The 21,545-nt window shown below is 33.1% G+C and carries 14 protein-coding genes and 1 pseudogene; 12 read left to right on the top strand and 3 right to left on the bottom strand.

What is annotated here, in order from left to right; genetic code table 11:
- Nucleotides 1–79 precede the first annotated feature (79 nt).
- Together BR77_RS19690 and BR77_RS18315 are read left to right on the top strand one after the other, a co-directional pair.
- The gene (locus BR77_RS19690; protein ID WP_051926706.1) at nucleotides 80–1,447 is read left to right on the top strand and encodes a glycoside hydrolase family 73 protein; all 1,368 of its coding nucleotides are present in this window, start codon (nucleotides 80–82) and stop codon (nucleotides 1,445–1,447) included.
- Between the two features lie 83 nt (nucleotides 1,448–1,530).
- The gene (locus BR77_RS18315) at nucleotides 1,531–2,790 is read left to right on the top strand and encodes a C40 family peptidase (protein ID WP_051926705.1); all 1,260 of its coding nucleotides are present in this window, start codon (nucleotides 1,531–1,533) and stop codon (nucleotides 2,788–2,790) included.
- Between the two features lie 296 nt (nucleotides 2,791–3,086).
- Here BR77_RS18315 and BR77_RS19460 read toward each other — a convergent pair.
- Nucleotides 3,087–3,779, bottom strand: a pseudogene (locus tag BR77_RS19460) (transposase).
- A gap of 613 nt (nucleotides 3,780–4,392) precedes the next feature.
- Between BR77_RS19460 and BR77_RS10460 the strand changes: the two are divergent.
- On the top strand, nucleotides 4,393–5,448 hold the full coding sequence (locus BR77_RS10460; protein ID WP_155520295.1) for a hypothetical protein: 1,056 nt from the start codon (nucleotides 4,393–4,395) through the stop codon (nucleotides 5,446–5,448).
- 260 nt (nucleotides 5,449–5,708) lie between these two features.
- Nucleotides 5,709–6,191, top strand: coding sequence for an NUDIX hydrolase (locus BR77_RS10455; RefSeq protein WP_035064854.1), 483 nt, complete (start codon nucleotides 5,709–5,711; stop codon nucleotides 6,189–6,191).
- 396 nt (nucleotides 6,192–6,587) lie between these two features.
- On the opposite strand, the gene BR77_RS10450 is transcribed toward BR77_RS10455, so the two are convergent.
- Complete coding sequence (locus BR77_RS10450) at nucleotides 6,588–8,081, bottom strand: helix-turn-helix domain-containing protein (RefSeq protein WP_035064851.1); 1,494 nt, start codon at nucleotides 8,079–8,081, stop codon at nucleotides 6,588–6,590.
- Nucleotides 8,082–8,612: 531 nt separating this feature from the next.
- On the opposite strand from BR77_RS10450, the gene BR77_RS19455 reads away from it, so the two are divergent.
- The 8 genes from BR77_RS19455 to BR77_RS10415 all read left to right on the top strand — a co-directional run bounded on the left by BR77_RS19455 (nucleotide 8,613) and on the right by BR77_RS10415 (nucleotide 16,352).
- Nucleotides 8,613–8,915: an LPXTG cell wall anchor domain-containing protein gene (locus BR77_RS19455; protein ID WP_015075179.1), complete on the top strand. Its 303-nt coding sequence runs from the start codon at nucleotides 8,613–8,615 to the stop codon at nucleotides 8,913–8,915.
- Nucleotides 8,916–8,921: 6 nt separating this feature from the next.
- A complete protein-coding gene (locus tag BR77_RS10445) occupies nucleotides 8,922–9,593 on the top strand; it encodes a WxL domain-containing protein (protein WP_015075180.1) in 672 nt (223 codons plus the stop codon).
- Between the two features lie 26 nt (nucleotides 9,594–9,619).
- The gene (locus BR77_RS10440) at nucleotides 9,620–10,285 is read left to right on the top strand and encodes a WxL domain-containing protein (RefSeq protein ID WP_015075181.1); all 666 of its coding nucleotides are present in this window, start codon (nucleotides 9,620–9,622) and stop codon (nucleotides 10,283–10,285) included.
- A 22-nt stretch (nucleotides 10,286–10,307) separates the two neighbouring features.
- Nucleotides 10,308–11,000 carry a WxL domain-containing protein gene (locus BR77_RS10435; RefSeq protein ID WP_035064848.1) on the top strand — a complete coding sequence of 231 codons (693 nt, stop codon included), beginning with the start codon at nucleotides 10,308–10,310 and terminating at the stop codon, nucleotides 10,998–11,000.
- 76 nt (nucleotides 11,001–11,076) lie between these two features.
- Nucleotides 11,077–12,174, top strand: coding sequence for a WxLIP family cell surface protein (locus BR77_RS10430; RefSeq protein ID WP_035064845.1), 1,098 nt, complete (start codon nucleotides 11,077–11,079; stop codon nucleotides 12,172–12,174).
- Between the two features lie 45 nt (nucleotides 12,175–12,219).
- Nucleotides 12,220–12,885 (top strand): WxL domain-containing protein, encoded by a 666-nt coding sequence (locus tag BR77_RS10425; RefSeq protein ID WP_015075184.1) that lies wholly within the window; start codon nucleotides 12,220–12,222, stop codon nucleotides 12,883–12,885.
- A 49-nt stretch (nucleotides 12,886–12,934) separates the two neighbouring features.
- Nucleotides 12,935–14,080: a WxLIP family cell surface protein gene (locus BR77_RS10420; protein WP_016356284.1), complete on the top strand. Its 1,146-nt coding sequence runs from the start codon at nucleotides 12,935–12,937 to the stop codon at nucleotides 14,078–14,080.
- Between the two features lie 28 nt (nucleotides 14,081–14,108).
- Nucleotides 14,109–16,352 carry a WxL domain-containing protein gene (locus BR77_RS10415; protein WP_015075186.1) on the top strand — a complete coding sequence of 748 codons (2,244 nt, stop codon included), beginning with the start codon at nucleotides 14,109–14,111 and terminating at the stop codon, nucleotides 16,350–16,352.
- Between the two features lie 806 nt (nucleotides 16,353–17,158).
- Here BR77_RS10415 and BR77_RS10410 read toward each other — a convergent pair.
- Nucleotides 17,159–21,193: a bacterial Ig-like domain-containing protein gene (locus BR77_RS10410; RefSeq protein ID WP_015075187.1), complete on the bottom strand. Its 4,035-nt coding sequence runs from the start codon at nucleotides 21,191–21,193 to the stop codon at nucleotides 17,159–17,161.
- Between the last annotated feature and the right edge of the window lie 352 nt (nucleotides 21,194–21,545).

The following is a 21,545-nucleotide window of genomic DNA, read 5'->3' as shown; positions in this document are numbered from 1 at the left end:
GATTTTTATAGCCAGTTCAATGTATACTAATTTTATAGGAGATTTTTTTAGAAATAAATAGTTTTGGAGGGAGAAGTTTATGTTGAAAAAAGTGTTGTTAGTTATACTTGTATTAAGTGGAATGATATTCGGCGGTTTGAAAGCGCTTGCTGTTTCGGGGGGAGAAATTGTTCCCCCATCTGAAGAGGTTGATTTGGTTAAGAAACCAGAAATAGGGCCTAACTACTATGATCAAAGGGCAAGTCTAGCTAGCCCAGATAACCAAAATGATTTGACTCGGTCTCCAGCAACTTTATTGCCAAGAATTAAATCAGGTGCAATTGAAGGATGGAAGAAATATAAAATATTGCCTTCCATTTCTGCTGCTCAAGCAGCACTAGAGAGTACATGGGGAGAATCTGGACTAGCTATTCAAGGTAATAATTTATTTGGAATTAAAGGTTCTTATAATGGGCAATCAATTAAATTTCCAACACAAGAATATGTTAATGGAAAATGGATAACTATAATGGCTGATTTTAGAAAATATCCTAGTTGGAACGAAAGCATAGAAGACCACGGTAAATTTTTAACTGAGAATTCTAGATATGCTAACTTAGTTGGCATCACAGATTATAGAACTGTGGCCCAGTTGCTTCAGCAAGATGGGTATGCTACAGATCCACAGTATGCTAATAAATTAATTTCAATAATTCAGGGTAATAATTTACAAACATGGGATCAAGAAGCTTTGAATGTAACTCAAAAAGCAGTAGTAATCAGTCCCTTTAATGAAGGAGAAGCACTTGGTAAACTGGCAGAGTTTAGACAGAAAGCGCCAAACTATCAAGCCTTTTTACGCCGCTTACCAAATGAAACGCAATACGAACTAGTTATTCAACCTTTTAATGTAAAGGAAGTAGATAGTAAACTTGCAGAATTAAATAGTAAATTTCCAAATTGGAGTAAAAAAGTTGATGACTTAAGAAATGTATCACAACGCAAAGGTGTATTAATAACGCCTTTTAATGGAATGGAAGTAGCAGAGAGATACTTGGAAATCAAAGAAAAAACTGGATATAGTATGCAAATTACTGGAGAATCATCTGGTCAAGTCAATCAAACAAAAAAAGCAGTAGTTATTAGTCCTTTTAATGAGAAAGAAGCTTTAGAACGCTTGAAAGAATTTAGAGCAGCTTTTCCAAGTTACCAATCATTCTTAATGAAATTGCCAAATAAAACACACTATCAACTAGTTGTTCAACCATTTACCCCAGCCGAAGCTAATTTGAAATTAAATGAAATGAAAGCTAAGTTTCCTAACTGGTCAATGAAAGTGGATAATTTACAAGATGTGATTAATAGGAAGAATATTTTAATTGCGCCATTTAATGGAATGGAAGCGTGGGAACGTTATTTAGAGATTAAGGTGAAAACTGGATATTCTATGCAATTAGTAGATGTTTAAATACTAGTTTATCAGAATGAAAATTTTGAATTTATGAGTAAAGTACAAAAAGTAATGTATTTATAGGATGGAGAGATAATATAATGAAAAAGATTAGTATATATTTGTTAGCTTTACTTGTTATTTTTTGCGGTGGAACAGCAGCATCTGCAGAAAATTCTGAAGAATTTATTCAGCAAAAAATAGAAGAAATGCCTGTTTTTCCAGATGATGAACCAGTAATCGGTATTGACAATAATTTGATTACTTCATTTTCAATTACACAACAACAATCAATTGTAAATTTAGCGTTGAGCTTTAGAGGAGTTCCATATGTTTATGGTGGGAATACTCCTAGTGGTTTTGACTGTTCTGGTCTAGTACAGTATGTATATAAAAATGCTGTCGGAATTAGTTTGCCAAGAGTAACTACACAACAAGAAAATATGGGAAGTGAAGTAAGTTTAAACTCATTACAGATTGGCGATATCTTATTCTGGGGTTCAAAAGGTAATTCCTATCATAATGCTATTTATATTGGTAATAATCAATTTGTTCATGCCCCAACAACCGGAGATGTTGTTAAAGTAACGAATATGGCTTATTATTATCCTAGTTTTGCAAGAAGAATTGTAAATGGAAACCCGGTAGAAGCAACTCAAAAAGCAGTAGTAATCAGTCCCTTTAATGAAGGAGAAGCGCTTGGTAAACTAGCGGAGTTTAGACAGAAAGCGCCAAACTATCAAGCCTTTTTACGCCGCTTACCAAATGAAACGCAATACGAACTAGTTATTCAACCTTTTAATGTAAAGGAAGTAGATAGTAAACTTGCAGAATTAAATAGTAAATTTCCAAATTGGAGTAAAAAAGTTGATGACTTAAGAAATGTATCACAACGCAAAGGTGTATTAATAACGCCTTTTAATGGAATGGAAGTAGCAGAGAGATACTTGGAAATCAAAGAAAAAACTGGATATAGTATGCAAATTACTGGAGAATCATCTGGTCAAGTCAATCAAACAAAAAAAGCAGTAGTTATTAGTCCTTTTAATGAGAAAGAAGCTTTAGAACGCTTGAAAGAATTTAGAGCAGCTTTTCCAAGTTACCAATCATTCTTAATGCAATTGCCAAATAAAACACACTATCAACTAGTTGTTCAACCATTTACCCCAGCCGAAGCTAATTTGAAATTAAATGAAATGAAAGCTAAGTTTCCTAACTGGTCAATGAAAGTGGATAATTTACAAGATGTGATTAATAGGAAGAATATTCTAATTGCGCCATTTAATGGAATGGAAGCATGGGAACGTTATTTAGAGATTAAGGTGAAAACCGGATATTCTATGCACTTAGTAGATATTTAAACTATTAAAAAAAGCCACCTGATGGAGAGTCAGGTGACAAAAAGGAGTTGTAACGAAAAATAAAAAGTTAGTTTGCTTGTTGTTTAGCTGTAGGTAAGAATGTGCATCATCCTCACTACTCTTTTAGTATACTCACAAAATGTGAAGAAAGTATGTTAAAAAGGATAAAGAAGTTTGATGAATAGAAGAAGTAAATAGGGAAATAGCTCTTAAAGCGGCTCTATGTCAAATGATGTTTATGGGTCTTTTTCAAGAGAATAGAAGCCAGGTTTAATCAGGCAGTTTGAGGGAAATACTCAAGCTGCTTTTTGTGTTGTACGACAGGCCAATAAAATTCTTCTTTTAAAGCTAGAAAAGCTTCTGTAACCAAAAGCAATCCGATTCAATACTTTAATTTTAGTGATGGTTCCTTCAATTGGTCCGTTTAAATGGGGAGACTGAAAGGTATTGGCAATGTGGTTTTTGTGTTTTTTTAGGGTATTCACGCTTTTCTTCATTTCGTTAGAAATCTTTGGTGGAACAGTATTTAATACATTTTCAAAGGACGCATAATCCGCTGTTTTAAAGGCATAAAACAAGTCTTGGTAGTACAAGTAGGTTGCTTTTAATTCCTCATCTAGTGCTAGAAGATAGTCCACGACATCTGTCGTTGCCAGATAACTTTTAAACAGAGACTGACAGGAATAATGTTTAAAATCTAACGTATTAGAATTCTGTAAAATCAAGCGCTAGTAACGTTTCAACTTCGTATAATCTTTTTGGTCATAAGTAGCGAAGTGATTGAATTTCTTCATGATTCGAATCCGAATTTGATTTAACAAACGCGTCATTAATTGGACACTATGAAATCGGTCAATAATCATTTTGGCATCCATAAAAATAAAAATCATTTTCCCTTGAACTTTCTTAACTGATTTGAACTCGTCAAAACAAAGGTGTTTAGATAAGTGAAGTCGATTGATCTGTAAAGAAGTGTCTAGTTTTTTCAAGATACGATTCACGGTTGTTGGTGAGACAAAATGGCGTTAGGCTAGGTCGTTCACTGAGATTTTATCCCCTATTCTAAAGAAGAAAGCTTTGAAACAATACTAATCACAAATATATATTATCCTTATGAACCAATCCTGAGATCGTTTAGGATTGGTTCTTTTTAATCATACAAAAATAAATTTTCCGTATTTCAAAGAAACATATATAACTATCTTTGAAATACAAATACAGTAAATCTTTGATAAATTTTAGTAATAGAGATATAGTAGATAAGACTGAAGAATTTTTGATGTGGAGGAAATTACAATGATAAAGGCAATCAGAAAATTTAACATAAGGCTCCCTTTTTTTACGAGCATTCTTATAAAGAGTTTTCATCCTTTTGTTATACTTATGTTGACTCATCTTTTTATTAACCATCGATCAAAATCTTTTTTACTACCTCTTATATTTTATTATAGTATTAAATCTTCTGTACTGTTTATTTTTCGTTCAAATCCAGTACAGGTAACTAAACTATTCAAATATAGTGTGTTTATAGGGATAATAGGCTGTTTGATGGCTTTCATAAGTAACGAATCAATTTTTATTTACAGTATAGCAGGAATTCTTATGGGAATATGTAGTGGTATATTGATACCAAGTTATGCAACATTAAAAAGAACTAGTCTAACACAATCAATTAATTCCCCTTCTTTGAAATGGAAAATAGGAGGGATTTTATGCTCTATACTGTATTTAATTTCTTTAGCTAAATTGATTCAATTAAATTCAGCTATTGTATTTATTGTATTAGGTATTGCGTTAATTTGGTTGTATCAGCATCAATCAGAAAATTTAGTTTTTGATGTTAAAAATAAAAATGACTATCCTGAATATGCTATTTTTGAATCTTTGTTTTTATTCATTGTTATATTTGCCTCTGTTTTTGTGCTAAAAGAAGACAAAAAGGAAGGAATAACTAATCTATTACCAGGATTAATTTGTACCATTTTTATAATTATGATTTTTTATAGTATATATCGCTATAAAAAGCATCCTGAAAGAAGGATATCTTTCAAGTTATCGTCTGTTATAATTTACAAAGGAATGCTAACTAATTTTATTTTGGCTTTTTTAACATTTTACCAAGTTATCAAAAACGGTGAGAGTGAACTAATGGTAATCTATTATATTTATCTAGTGGGTATGTTAGTCAAAGGTGCTTTTATTTCGTTCTTAAAAAAAATCTTTTATGGTATTTCAGAACAACAGTTGATTATGACAGGTTTGTTAGTTAGTTTTATTTTCTTATTGTTTCAGCCTACTTTTTATGTGGGGATTTTATGTCTTTCATTATTTGTAAGCGAGCTGAATAGTGAGTTGGATCAATATGTATACAATCATGTAGATTTACCAAAAGATTTTAGATTAATTGCAAAAGCACGGTTAACCAATATTGGTAGTGTGATAAATCAACTAATCATGTTCACTACGTTATATATAGCGGCTCTATATACCAATACAACAGTACTAAATGTGTTGAAGGCATACCATAGTCAAAAAGAATCCCTTGATTTTTTATCAGTTTTAAATGTCACTAAAAATAGTATGTTGGTTGTTTTTGTTATTTATCTATATGGATTACAGAAGATATTGAGAAAGGTGACGACTATTAATAATGAATAGTTGGTGAAATATTTGTACGTGATATATTTTCGTATTTAAATACAAAAATAGATGAATGAAAAAAATTTATATATAATTCAAGAAGAAAATATCATGCGTCATGCGTCATGTGGATTTTTTATATAGTTCGTGTTGTTTAGGGATTTATCATAAGTAATATGGTTTTAAATTGGTAAATACTTTTATACAGGGGTTTATAAGCTGATAGAAGATTATAAAAATAAACATTCGACACTACTTTTGAAAGGAGATGAATAGCTATGGCAATATATAAGACTCATTTAGGCGTATATGGAGTTTGTATAAGAGAGAAAAAGCTCTTGTGCATAGATAAAAATAGTGGTCCTTATAAAAATAGATATGATTTACCAGGAGGCAGTCAAAAAGAATTTGAAAGTCTCATAGATATATTGAAAAGAGAAGTAGCGGAAGAAACTATTTTTTCTGTAACCCAATATTCTAACGTTAGATGTTATGATTCTTTTGTACAATGTGAAGATACAATCGTACATCATATTTTTGTGTTATATAATATTGATATAAAATTAGAAGAAAATAACCATTTAGAGTTAGCAGATGAGAAAAATGATTCATTAGGTAGTTCGTGGATAGAGATAAAAAGCTTGAATTTAGATAATTCATCTCCAATAATATTGAAGTTGTTAGAAGAAATTGAAAATAAATTCTCACAAACTTTGTTGGATGTTACTAGTTATAAAAACTGGAACGTAAGAGAGCACTAGTTTAAATATTTTTAAGAGGAACAATACAGACGTGTTATTTATTGATGGCATAATCTTGAAAAATAAAGAAATAAAAAAAACCACCTGATGGAGAGTCAGGTGGCAAAAAGGAGTTGTCATGGCTGTAGATTTTACAAATCGTACAGACATGAATTTGACCCGAAGGCCTCATTACACTTTGGAGGAGTTGTAATGAAAAAATGAAAATAAAAAGTTAGTTTGGTTATTGTTTAGCTTTAGGTAAGAATGCTTGTCATCCTTACTACTCTTTTAGTATACTCAGAAAATGTGAAGAAAGTATGCTGAAATGGGTAAAGAAGTTTGATGATTTTAAGAAGTAAATACGAAAAAGTTCTTAAAGCCGATATGGTTTTTAAGAGCTTTTTTTAGTCTGTTTTAATCAAGCATCAACGGGAAGCGGAAGGATTTTTGGAATTTTTCTTTTAGAATTAGAAGCATCAAATTTTGCCACATTTCTGGTCGGGAAATTTCAGCAATTAAAAATAGGATTTGACCTTGGTTCTCATTTTCAAAACAATCAGAAATAATAATTTTAGCCTCGTTAATATCATCCACAATAATAATATTTTCTTTGCCAAACATAGTATATAGTTTACTTTTTATAATGTTCTTTCCAGCGATGTGTTTTGAATACTGAATGTATATTTTTAAAAACATTGGATCAACATAATCAATGATGGAGGCAATTAAAAAATAATAGCCATTTAGATACTTTTCATCGACTTTAATATTGTGCTCAGTCGTTATTGAGTCAAAGAAATGGACAATGTTTTTTTCAATTAATTTAAATTGTTCAGACTTAGTTGAGAAACGTTTTAGGCTGACTGGATTCGTAAATAATACAGACAAGTCTATGCCAAAATAATGAATGTAGATATGGAAAATAAAAATATAGTAAAAAGTAACAGCACGGTCTTCAATTGAAATAAAAATATCCGGGAAAAAATGAGTGAAAATAGATTCTGTTATTTTAATAGAATGTGTGACGATTGGAGAGTCTGAGGAAAGAACTCGTTGATAAATAACGACTTTTTCTTCTTCGTTATCTAAATCAGCCATAGAAATTCTAGACAGTAAATTTATAAATAAGCGCTCATCTTCATGTGTTACATAGTTATGAGAATAAGTAGAGACATCATTGATATCTTTGAAAATAATTGCTATTTCTTTGATATCTTCTGATAACTCAAAAGGCGGATTCACTTTATCTAAATAAGATAATAAAAATAAAACTTCCAATTTTTTTGTCTTAGAGGGGATGTGAGAGGGATCTGTAAATGCGAGTTGAAATGTTTCGTTGAATTTTTTTAATGGAAAAAATTCTTCGAAAGGCCATGCGATACCTTGTGAAATTCCCCAGTAAAAAAAGTAATAAAATGTTTTTAAATGTTTTGGAGAACCAACAAAATTTGTTTTCTTTTTCGCTTCTGTGAAAATAATATCGATTTTAAAACCAGCTAAGAAACGTTTTATTTCGGGCATTTGTCTATATAAATGAGGAGTACTGATGTATAAATATTCAGATAATTGTGTCATTGAATCAAAGTACTTCGTTAAGAGTGAGTAAATAATATTAAATTGGATTGAATTTTTTAAATAAAACAGCTGTAAACTAACTATAAAATATTCGTTATTCATAAGAGAATTATTCATTATTGAATATGAATATTTATTTTTTTTGATTTCCATATCTTCAAAATCTTTTTCTAAATCATGGGCTAATTCTTCAACTGTCCTCAGTGTTGAGCGTTTAGAGATGTTAAGCAATTCTGAAAAGTAGTCAAGTGATAATTCTTTTGGTTGGTTGTATACAAGTTCTCGAAATAATGTTAGTTTAGCTAAATCTTTTTTCATAAGTAATGTGTCCACAATGAAATCTCCTTTTTATGGTTAGCAAGTGATATGTAGGTTTAGTTATCTAGATTTAATATTATATAGAAAATTAGATTATAGTCAAATGTGTCAGATAAAGTCATTTTAAATTCATTTCCAGAAAACGGCTACAATTAGCATTAAATCACGCGGTTATCATGAAATGTCCGATTCCATACTAAATTAAGATAACATGAGAAAATATAAATGTTCTACACTGAATAGTATAAGTAAGTAATTTTTACTCTTACTAAAAAAGCAATGGAGTGACAAATATGATCATTGATGACAATTGGACCGACGTTTTTATTTATAATGTAGAGTTTTAGGTTTTAGTTAAAAGAGGAACTCATGAATTCGAAAAAAGTATTTCGAAGAGCTTAGTTTTTAATAGCGAGTTAGGTGAAAGTAAAGTAGCGACTATCATCAAGGAAAAATTTAAAAATGTCGTGAAAGTAAGCTATGTTGATTATTTTGGAGAATCTTTAGAATTAAAAAATAAAAATTAATTGGAAAGGAGGTGAGCAGATGCCTGTGCAAAAGCAAGTTCTGCTTTTGTTTCCCCTAATATTGCTGTTTTTTTGTTTCCCAGTAGTGTCTTTAGCAAGTACAACAACAAGTCAGGCCGGGATAGTTTTTACTGAAAGTGATGAATCAGCAAAGAAAAAAGAATTAGATGAAAAAAAAATTCCCAGTACAGGGAGTGAGGAAGTTAAAAAAGATAGATATTTGCCTCAAACTGGTGAAAAGCATCAAACAAGTGTACTTATAGTGGGGAGTTTGTTGTTAGTTGGTTCAGTAGTAAAAATAAATAGAGTAAAACGGAGGTAGTAAAAAATGAATTCAAAAAAATTGCTCGTTACAGGGTTAATCAGTACAAGTTTTTTATTTAATATAGGAACTGTAGCTTTTGCAGCACCAGGAGATACGATCAAGGGGAGTGAAAATGGGAAAAGTGGAACTTCTCATGGATATATCAAGCTAACGCCGGGAGACAATACAGGAGGTCCAACCGTGCCAACCAAACCAACAGTACCACCAGGGGGAACGGACAATACAGGCTCTTTGACAGTTGATAACGTAGCACCATTATTATTTGATACACATAAATTAGAGGGTAAAGAACAAATTTACACATCAGTAGTAACAGATTCTAACGTGCAAGTAACAGACAATCGTGGAGAAGAAGCAGGGTGGAATCTACAAGTTTCACAAACAGCATTTACGGACAGTACGGATGCAACGAAAATATTGAAGGGTGCAAAATTGATATTACCAGTGGGAGTAATTGAAACGGCTGGTACGAACGTTTCTCTTTCACCAATAGTATCAGAAGTGGAATTAAATGAAAAACCAACTGTTTTAATGCATGCTCTTGCGGGTTCTGGAGCAGGAACTTGGACGAGTGTATTTGATAAAGATGAAATCAAGTTAATTGTACCAGCAGGAAATAAAAATGGAGAGTACCTCTCTACAGTAACTTGGTCGTTGCTGGATGCACCAAAATAAAAAGTCAGAGAAAAGGAGTAATAAAAATGAAAATGAAAAATAAATTAATAGGTCTATCACTAAATACAGGGATTTTAGTCAGCGTTGTATTACTAGGAACCACCCAAGTAAATGCTGCAGAAGTCAGTAAAGGTTCCTCAACAGCAAATTTTGAACTGCAAGCCGGGGACTCAACAACAGTTCCAGAGATTATTGATCCAGGAATTGAACCAGGATTAGATAATAAAGGACCGTTAAGTTTAGATGCTGTTTCAAGTTTTAATTTTCCAACGAAAAAATTAGGTGCTGAATCAAAATTGCCTCTTGAAGCGTCACCTGTTTTAGGCACTAAGTTAGGTCTTCAAGTGACAGATGAGCGTGGGGAAGATTTAGGTTGGAATTTAAAAGTAAGTGCAACTAATTTTAAAACAGCGGATGATAAATTAGAGCTAAAAGGCGCTGTAATGACTATACCAGAAGGCACATTGACTACAAAAGAAGGTGTGGATCCACTTTTAACACCGACAGCCTTTAAAGTAAATCTATCAACAACTCCAACAAGTATTATGAAGGCTAGTACAACACAAGGACGTTCAACGTGGGTAAACTCCTTTGAGGGAAAAGGTGAAAAAGTAACGTTAGCTGTTCCATCAGGGAATAAAGTCGCTACTTACTCATCGACGATTACTTGGTCGTTAGAAGATGCGCCGTAATCATTAATAAAGGGGAATAAAAATGAAAAAAAGAATTATTCTTATAGCACTGACAATTGTAATACCATTAACTGGAGGATTCAAAGTAAAGGCTACGTCGAATGGAATATCGGAAAGCAAAATTGATTTTATTGCGGGAGATGGTGTGGTCACGCCACCTGTTAATCCAAAAGATCCAGACAATCCTATAATCCCAACGCCGATAGATAGTTCAGATCCAGAAAATAAAGGCACGGGTCAAATTGGGCCTCTATCGGTCGACTATGTTTCAAATTTAAAATTTGGACAACAGAAAATATCAGGGAGAACGATTGCATATAAAGCCTTGAATGCAGATCCATTTGTGCAAGTAACTGATTTACGTGGGTCAGGAGATGGCTGGAGTTTATCAGCGAAAATGAGCCCTTTTACTAATAAAAACAAGCAAGAGCTAAAAGGTGCTACTTTGTCTATGAAGAATAGTGTGGTAAAGGCTGGAAGCACTAGTAATATTTCATTAGCTCCAGTTAAATCAGATCTTTTATTTGATAATCAAGAAAGCAAACTGGTTATGAATGCCAGCAATAAAGGCGGTCGGGGTACTTGGCTCAATGTTTGGTCTGGTACGGAGGAAGCAAATGAATCTATTCAGTTAAATGTCTTAGCAGGAACACCTGAAGCGAATACTGAATATACTTCTTCAATTACATGGGAGCTGGAAGATGCACCTAAATAAGTAAAAATTGCAGACAAGGATCACTTTGATAAAGGAGGTCCTTGTTGTTTCATTCAGAAAAGGGGAATCAATCAAGATGAGAAAACTATATTCATTAATCGTTATATTACTAATAGGGGGCTTAATTTCACCAATTATAGGGCGAGCAGAAGGAAGCATGGCCTATTCTGCCAAAGCCAACATACCAGAAAACCAAATCAACAAAACTCTTACTTATTTTGACCTGAAAATGGAGCCAGGACAAGAACAAGAAATTACCCTAACTGTTAGCAATTCTAGCGATAAGCAGACTACTATCATCCTGTCTCCTAACATTGCTACAACCAATCAAAATGGCGTAATTGACTATAGCCAAACGAAAGGAAAGCTAGATTCAACATTAAAAACTCCGTTAAGCTCAGTTATTTCAAAGGAACAAGAAGTGACTTTGGCTCCTAACGAAACTAAGCAAGTTCCATTCACACTTAAAATGCCAGATAAATCTTTTAACGGTCTTTTACTCGGTGGATTTTATGTGACAAAAAAAGAGGAAGCCGAGGATTCAAAAGAAGCCGAAAAAAATGTGCAAATTAAAAATAATTATTCTTATGTAATTGGCATTCAGCTGCGAGAATCATTGGAGGAAGTTAAGCCACAGTTGAAAATGAATCAAATCAAACCAGCCTTATTAAATTATCGAACGGCTGTAACTGTGAACTTACAAAATACAGAAGCAACTATAATAAAAGAATTTGATGTTCATGCAAAAGTAAGGAAAAAAGGGAACGGTACTGTTCTACATGAAGCTACAAAAACAGATATGTCAATGGCCCCCAACTCTAACTTTGATTTTCCTATTAGTTGGGACAATCAAAGCTTAGAGCCAGGAACCTATACACTAGATATGACGGCTAAATCGGGTGAAAATCAATGGACCTTTGAAGAAGATTTTACAATTTCAGCAAAGGAATCTAAGACGTTAAACACAGATGCTGTAGAATTAGAAAAAAAAGCCCCAAATTGGACTCTGATTATTTTGTCAGTAATAGCAGCAGCCATGACACTACTGATTGGTGGAATGCTTTATTTAATTTACAAACATAAAAAGAAAAAAGAAGCAGCACGAAAAGCACGAATAAGAATGCAAAAAAGACGGAAAAAGCTTAATAAAAAGAAGCCAGAAGTGGGGAAATAAAAAATCCGACTAAACTAAATCGTTTTTGGAAAGGAGGAAATTCAAGTGAAAAAAAGTATTGGTTGGTTAGTTGTCACAATTTTTGGATTTGGAGCACCAGTTTTTGCTGATTCAACAGGAGTTATTACTTTCGAAGACGATACGAATGTAGTCAGACCGGTTAACCCGATGGACCCATCAAAACTAGGCGTCGAAGACCCTAATAATCCGGCTACTAACAATCCAGGTCCTCTATCACTAAATGTAGCACCACTTCAATTTGATTTTGGAAAACAAACTACGAAAGATGCTATTTTAAGCTATTCAGCTAAGGATATCGGAACTCAATTTATTCAAGTAACTGATAATCGAACGGATGCAGATGGCTGGGCGCTGACCATTCAACGAAATGAACTAGTTTCAAAAGGAAATGCTGAAATAAGAGGAGCTAAATTAACAATACCGAAAGGAGTTATTCGAAATTCTTTACATGTTCCAGCGACAGATAGTGCTGAAAATAAGCATTTGAAAACTCAAGCTGTAGACGTATATGGCGACAACACACCTGTCACAATTTTGTCTGCAGATCAACTGAATAATAACGGAAAAGCTACGACAATTAGCGTTTGGGAAAGCTCTAAGGTTCGCTTAACATTTAAAACGCTAGTTACTAAAAAAGGTGCTTATATTTCCACTGTTAACTGGAGTTTAGTAACAGGACCTACTAGCTGAGCCAAGAACTCAATTTTCTTATAGATTGATACAGTAAAGGAATTTTATAATGAAAAAAATAATTAGTATAATGATTTTAGCTTTGTTATTGCTTGGAAGCAATGTTTATGCTGAAAATTCTGAAGCAACTATACAACAAAAAGCTGAGGTGAGCTATAGCGTAAAAAAAATAAAAGCTGCTAATGAAATCAATGAGACAAGCTCTTTCTATGATTTAGGGGTAACTAAGGGTGAAAATAAAGAAATTCAAGCAATAATAGCAAATTCATCCAATCAACCCATTTATGTAAAGTCTCAAATTTTTACGGCTTTTACAAATGAAAATGGGACAATTACTTATAATGCCAAACCAAAATCTATATCTAAGAGCTTAAAATTTAAGCTAAGTGATTTCGCAACGATTGAGGCTTCGGATAAACGTATTGAAGTGCCACCACATTCAGAAAAAACTGTCACGGCATTTATTGATGTGCCAAAGGATGTACCAGATGGTGTGATGCTAGGTGCTTGGTATTTTGAAAAAGAAAATCAAGTCGTAGAAAATAAAGAAGAACAGGGGATCGGAATTGCGAATAAATATAGTTATTCCTTGGCAATAAAAGTCACGGTAAATCAAGAAATTGAAAAACCTGAATTAAAATTAAAGGGTGTTACAACAGGACTAAGTAACTATCGAAAAGCGGTTCAAGCTACTATCGAAAATGAATCCCCAGGTATTATTTCAAAGCTAACTGTGAATGCCCAAATTTTAAATGAAAAAAATGGTGAGCTTCTATACGAACGAAAGCAAGAAGACATGATTATGGCTCCTAATTCCAACTTTTCTTATCCGATTTTTTTAAAGGATCAGGAAATGAAATCAGGAGACTATGTATTAAATGTAGAAGCGTCAACTAATGATCCAAAATGGCCGAGCCAAAACTGGAATTGGAGTCAAAAGTTTAGTATTACCAAAGAAAAAGCGCAACAAATCAATCAAGATGCATTGAATGACAACGTTTCTTCTGAAAATAATAATAATTTAGTTCTTATTGGTGTTCTTTTTCTTATTGTAAGTGGTCTAGTGACTCTTTTCGTACTAATAAGGAATAATCAAAAAAAGAAAAGAAAAAAATTAAAGATGATGGCTAAAAGAAAAAAAAGAGAAGAAACTAAACTGAAACAAAAACGATTAAGCAAAAGACAAGATAAGTGAGAGTCAAATATGAAGGTAGGTGGAAAATATGAAATCCTTTTTTAAAAGATTAAGTTTATTTGCCAGTCTTTCTTTAATTTTATGTATCTGGAATCCGTTGCATGCCTCTGCTGAAATTGAGCAAGTATCTTTGATTGGTCGGCCTTATCCAACTGCGAGCAAAGTAACAGATACAACTACGTTAACTAAGTATAATCTATTGCAAGGAAAACAAGCTCAACCATATACTGGCTATACTAGTTGGTCATTAGCAACGTTAAATCAATATGGAGATATATTATATAATAATAATAGAATAGGTACTACTAGGTTTTCTGACATGTCATTTTATCAATCCTTGAATGGAAGTGTGAGCAATCTATTAACGCAACGTGCTTTTGAAGTTGTTAAAGGTCATCAATACCAAGTCAGTTATCAACTGAAGAATTCATCATACGGAACAGCTGTTCCGCAATTCAAAATGAGTATCAGACAAGGAAGCGGATTTGATGGGGAAATTATTAAACAGTTGTCAGTACCTTTGGATAGTATGACTTATCAAAATTTTAAGACAGTGGATTTTTCTGGTGCGGTCTCATTTCAAACGCGACTTTATTCAGAGCAAGTGTTTGTAGTGATGAGTGGAAGTAATCTTTCGATCATTGATTTAGATCAAAATATCATTGAAGCTAGAAGAGATGTTGAACAATTATTTACTGATACAAGCTATACGAAACTCAATGAATTTGTGACTCAGAAGGAACTGGATAACGTGAAAAAAACAGTTGATTTGGTGGTGAATTCAACTGAAAGAGCATTTTTACTGCAATACACAAATTTAGCACAAGAATTTTTAGATGCGATTCAAATGAGCTTAATAACAACGGAGTTAGGCGATAATAGAGAAAATCTAAACAGTATGATGATTAAAGGAACCACCTATCCACGTGCTTATGTCAGGGTTACAGGGAATTCCAATTTACCTGCAACTAGCTTAGTTTCTCCTTTTAAAGATGAACCTGAAAATTTTACTTTACAGGCAGATGAAAATGGAGATTATACAGTGAATTTAGAAAATGCTGGGCATTTTATTGCGGGTGAAAAAGTTGTTGTTGTCGCCAACAGACATGGAAAACGATTGAGTGAAACTGTAACAGTTAAAGATCAGACGATTCCAACAGGAAAAGCTAAAACAGTTCATAGTATTTTAAAGGATGCGATTCCAATACCAGATAAATTTGTCAATGACTTAAATGATTCTAACCCTACTAATAAAAAGATTACAGTTGAGTATTCCATGAAAAATAATAGTGAGAAAATAATAGAAATGTTACAAAAAAGTGGAAAGTATCTTGTTTATGTGACGATTAAAGATGATGCCTTTAACAGTACTGAAATACAGTCAGAGTTAATCGTTTATGATTCAAATTCCCTATTAGAAAGTACCAATTTTCAAATAGACCAAGAAGAATTGATAAGTTTGTCTAATGCGGAAATGTTAGACCGGTTTTTAAAAGATAGTCAAACGCAAGCGTATTTAATCTCGGATACTAACAAGATTGACTTAGTCAATAAATTACAGATTCGTGGTTTAGACTCTCTTAAAAAAGAGGTAGGAACGTATTCCTTATCTTATTTTCTCGCTAAAGAGGATAGCGGTTTAACCAAAGATTTAACAAGTGAATTTACAGTAACAGTTACTCAGCCAGGTGCAAGTAAACCAATAGATCCAACGAACCCTCAACCAGGAAATGAGACGGATGCAGAGAATGAAGGAACAGGAAATATAGGCTATCTTCGAGTGGATTATGCACCTTCGAATTTTGATTTTGGAAAAGTGACGACATCTTTTTTAAACAAGACTTATCAAGCGAACCAGCCTTTATCGGTTTCTGGGAAAACCCTAACGCAACAATGGATACAAGTATCAGATACAAGGTTAAGTGATAATGGCTGGACTTTAAGTGTGAGTCAAAGTACTCCGTTTATAGGATCAGACGGGTCAACTCTTGAAGGCGCACAATTGAAAATTCCGAAGGGAAAGATTTACAATACAGCCTCTAATTCAGAACCAATCATTGATAACAGCATAATAAGCCGAGGAGTTAGTCTTAGTGAAACTCCAACAGCTATTTTAACAACGCCAAAAGTGAATGCTAGTGGTAAAAATATCACAACCAATGTTTGGGATCCTACGCAAGTATCCTTATATGTACCAGGTGGTAGTGCCAAAAACAAAGTTCGTTATCAAACTACAATTAACTGGTCACTGGTTACAGAAGTCCCTAATTAAACTGAATATACGATTAAATTCCGATTAGGTTGGTGTAAGCTTTCAAGATTCAGTTCTCTATAGAGATGAGAATGTCTTGATGGCTTGCGCTTTTTTAGTGATTTTGAAGAATAACAAAAGAAAAATGCACGATTGAATGGATTTCCATAACATGGAAAGTCAAGATGAGTTAAATGAATGGATGCTATTTTTGATATCAAAATAATGTATAAAACATCATAAATAAAAAAGCCACCTGATGGAGAGTCAGGTAGCAAAAAGGAGTTGTCATGGCTGTAGATTTTTTAAATCGTACAGCCATGATCAAAGTCAGTTCAAAGAACTGACTTTGATCAATTGGTCCATTACACTTTGGAGGAGTTGTAATGAAAAATGAAAATAAAAAGTTAGTTTGGTTGTTGTTTAGCTTAGGTAAGAATGTTGTCATCCTTACTACTCTTTTAGTATACCCATAAAATGTGAAGAAAGTATGCCGAAAAGGGTAAATAAGTTTGACGAATATAAGAATTAAATCTGTAAAATGACATTAAATTGTATGAACTAGATGTCAGTAGTGTAGGAGCAAAATGTAAAAATGAATATATATTATCCATACGAACCAATCCTGAGATCGCTTAGGATTGGTTCTTTTTATCTGTCACAAAGAGGAAAACAGTATGAAAGAATCCGTTGATAAACTGCTTCAAGAGGAATTTTTTTCTAAGATACCACCCGATTTCTATCATTATATTAGATGCGCCCTTTTTCATACAAAAAAGTGTTGATGATTTTACTCATCAACACCATAATTTATACAGCTTAGATTGTTAATCTAATTTTTTTACGTTACGTTTTTTTACTAAAACCAGTCCACCTAATGAAACTGACACAATCAACAAACCAATAAATCCTAAAGATGGATTTGCTTGTTCCCCTGTTTGAGGGAAATCTTTCGATTGATTTTGAACAGGTTTTTCGTTTACCCCTTGATTTGGTTTAGAAGTATGAACCTGAGTATCCTCATTTTTTGATTGATCGCCAGGAGTGGGTTCTTCCGGTGTAACTGGACTTTCTTTTTCAAGAACGTTAATTGTAGCGGTATTTGTTAAAGTCTTCTGGTTTTCTTGAAGAACTTTTGCAATGAATAAACTAGGTTCATTTTCAGTTTCGATGGAATATGAAACTTTATATTCCCCTTTTATTTTTGTATCAACTAGACCTGCAACTTTGACTTTATCAAAGGGAATGGAGTTTCCATCTCGATCAGTAGCAGAAATAAAGTTATCTTTTGCTGCCCAATTGTCTCCAATATATAGTGTGGAATCTTTTACTACAACTGTAGATTGGTCCGCTTTTACTGTGATTGTCGCAACTTCATTTTGGCTACCATGACTGTAAGTTACTTGGTAAATACCGGCTTTATTTGTGTCTACAACCCCTGTAACTGTTACTTTATCAAGGGGAAGAGGCTTGCCATCTTGGTCAGTTGCTGAAATGAAATTATCAGCTGCTTGCCAATCATCACCTACATATAATGTAGAGTCTTTAACTATCAGCGAGTCTTGTTTTTCTACGACCGTAATAATCGCTTTTTTTTCTATAGCATTATTTTCATAAGAAACCTCATATATGCCAGGTTTTGTCGTATCAACTATGCCACTAACAGTTAGTTGACTAAGATCAAGCGATTTTCCATTCTTATCCGTTGCTGAAATGAAATTATCAGAATCTTGCCAGCTATCTCCGACATAAATGGTAGAATCTTTAACGTTGACACTTGTTAAATCTAAGTTAAATGGAACTTCAATGAGATTACTACCTTTAGTTAAACGAATCAATTTTCCAACTAGATAATCATCATTAATGACATAGCCCTTAGGGGCCTCCGTTACACGTAACGTATACTCGCCAGACATAATGGCATCAATAGTATATTCGCCTGTACTATCAGTTACAAATTCACTAGTCGTTCCGCTAAGATTATCGACCAATTCAAAATGAACACCAGGTATAGTTAGTGTTTTATCTGTTCCATCAAAGGTGCGGAATTGTGCTTTTCCTAGATAAACAATTCCTTCAGCTTCACCATCTGAAAACTTCAATATAACGACATTGCTAGCTACTGTTTTTCGGTCTGCGTTCATTAATTCTAAACTATCAGAACTAATCGTTGTTTCAGTAAAAATACGTCCAGGATTTTCTGAAACCGTATTGTAACGAATGGTGATATTTTTGGTCAGTGTGTAGTTATTAAAAGTAATTTTTACACCTGTGGGAGTTTGCTTAACGGTATAAGCATCTTTTGGAACCCCATCAATAATAAGTGAATTTAAATCAATTCCCCCATTGGATACTCCTTTTATAGCAATATCAACTACTGGATTGATTACTTTGTGCGTTTTATCATCAATATTTTTGGTTGTCACACTGTTGCTTGTAACATTTTTAAGTGTTTCATGTTCTGTTTGGTTAGCAGATAAAATATCTACTGGGGTATTGCTGACAGTAACAGTAGCAGACATTTCTTGGTTATTATACAGTGGTTCTGCTGTTGTTCCAGTCACTTTAATTGGATTTATATCTACCCAACCATTTGCTAATTTATATTCAATAATGTAACGTTTCGATGTTTTTCCAAAATCAAACTTGTAGCTGTTTGTCGCTTCATCAAATGTAATAGTAGGATAGCCCGGAGTATCTTTTTTCATTGGATTATCAAAGTAATAGCCACGGTCCCAATATTGAGGATAAATTGATTCTACGTTATCATTAGAGACATCATAAATATCAAAAATGACATCCGATCCTACAGGCACTTTAGTTGAAACTACTAGCGAGTCAAAGGAATCGTTTCGAGCGTTCACTAAAAACTGATTTCCGCTGGCTTGCAATGTACGTTCAGATCCTTGTTTGCTTCCAGTTTTGACGGTAGAATCTATTGTTTCATAGCTATCTGCACTCATTGTAATCGGAATTGTATCAACGGGAATGCTTTTATTTTGTGCCAAGCTATCTGGTACATAATTAAATCCAATTGGAATTGTGATTGAATTTGTGATAGGTGTTGTAAACTTAATCACAGCCCCTGTCGGCGTATTGGTAACGGTATAATCTTTATTCAAACTATAAGACGAAACTTTTTTGACCTCTCGCAAGGTTAAATAATTAGGATTACTCACCTTGATGACTAAATTTTTAATTGGAGCTTCACGACTGCCTTCTACATTAACCGATGTTCGGTTAAAATAAGCCCCATTTTGATCGTAATTTCCCCAAGCTGTTTCAGCATTGTTAGGATTAATCACTGAAATGGGTTGAATATATTGATCTGAAATCAAAATGAATTCTTTATCCATCCCAATAACGGGTGTAGCTATTGATAAAATAATATCTTTCTCATTAAGCTTCATTTTTAAATTGTTCATAGAAATTCGCAAGTCACTATCTTTTGTTGCGGTTAAAACGAGCGTATTTCCCTCTGCACGAACATCAAAATAATCTGTTAATTGAACAACTTGATTTTCTGAATTATACGTATTAAATGTGTAACTATCAAAGGTTTGATCGTTTTTACTTGTAAGAACAATCTTTTCTCCTTGCTTAGTATGTGTTGTATTGCCATAAATTGTTAAATAATAGTCCCCTTTATTTTGAAAACTTCCTCCGTGAATTGTCGAAATCCCTTTTTTACTAATAATTGATTGATTTTCCTTAGTTTTGGCAGTAAATTCCAATGCTCGATTAGAAGCTAGAGTGTCATCTAAAGTGACACTACCTAATTTTGTGGTAGGAAAATTTTGTTGAAGGGAATAGCTATATTTTGAAGTATTTTCCATAACAAGGGCGCGATTAAGCGATACTACATAAGCTTTTTGTTGGTTCATTTCTGAAATAGAAATGGCTGTTCTAGTAACAGTATCTTCAGCGATAGTATAATCACTATCTTTTACCAATAATTGTTTTGTTGCTGGAAGAATTGTTCCATTAATATCGACATCGTAGGAATTTACTTCGAAAGTTTGATCAATCTTATTGAATGTTGTGTTTGGTGTTTCAGTCATCAGTAATTCTAATAGTTGATTTCCTGATAGTGTTCGGTTTAAGTTGTAGTAAATATCTCCATTTACCCCAAAATTAAATTTTGTTTCTATATATTTAATGGGTTCGATGTCTTCATACAAATCAAACTTATATTGATTTGTTGTTTGTCCAGGTGTATTAATGGTTAAGAGAGGGTCTTTATCTGTAGCAATGTAGCTTTTCAAATTTAATGTAAATGCTGTATCCCTTACTCTTTGGTTAAATGTAATCGTCACAGTTTTACTAGCGGCATCCACTGACCATGATGCGTCAACACCACTTACTTCTCCACTTGCATCGGAATAACCCAGTTGTTCTGGCAGACTCATTGTGTACACAGAGCCCGGTAAGTAATCTTTATCTTCCACTAAAAAGTTTAATTTTGCAGTTACAGGTGATGAATTTAATAATCGATTAACTGCTGATTGATCGTACTCAACACCATTCATATCCGTAACAGTCATTGTCGATAGAATTTCGTCTGTGATGGTCGAAGCTGTCTGTGGAATCTCTGCTTGAATGGCTGGAACAGATTCTTCTTTAGCTGGAATATCTACAGCTTTGTCTGCACTAAAAGGAGCTGCTTCTTGTGTGGGTTCACTTGCTGGTAAAGTTGATTCTGGTTGGTTCATTTTTGTTTCTAGGTTATTTGTGTCTTCACTACTTATAGCTTCTTCTGTTGGCTTCTCGCCTGTTGTTACAGCGAATGCATTGACCGAAAAACTCATATTTTGTGCGATTAATAATGCCAACATTAGCAATCCAATTTTTTTCTTTTTCATTTAGAGCACTCCTCTTCTTATATCCTCAATTTGATAACGTAGTGTTTTAAAATTCTGAAAAATAAATAACGATGTATAATATTTTTGTATACACCATAGTACACTGGGGAATTTTTATAGTGTGTCATTTAAAAATAAGTTTACCATTTAAAGAAGAAAAATCAAGGTTCTTACAGCGTTGAAAGTGGATTTCACCTTATAAAATAAAATAACAACTAATTATTTGTTCACATTTGCATATTATTCATTTTTAAAACTAATAAATAACTTTTTTGTTTATTTGTGGAGGTTTATTATGTTTTGGACTAGTCTTTCAATTTGTTTATATTTTTAAAATAACTAAAAAAATATT

Origin of the sequence: Carnobacterium maltaromaticum DSM 20342 (assembly GCF_000744945.1) — a bacterium.
GTDB classification, from domain to species: Bacteria; Bacillota; Bacilli; order Lactobacillales; family Carnobacteriaceae; genus Carnobacterium; species Carnobacterium maltaromaticum.
Note: the sequence above shows the minus strand (reverse complement) of the source record. Positions and strands in the feature narration are given on the sequence as shown.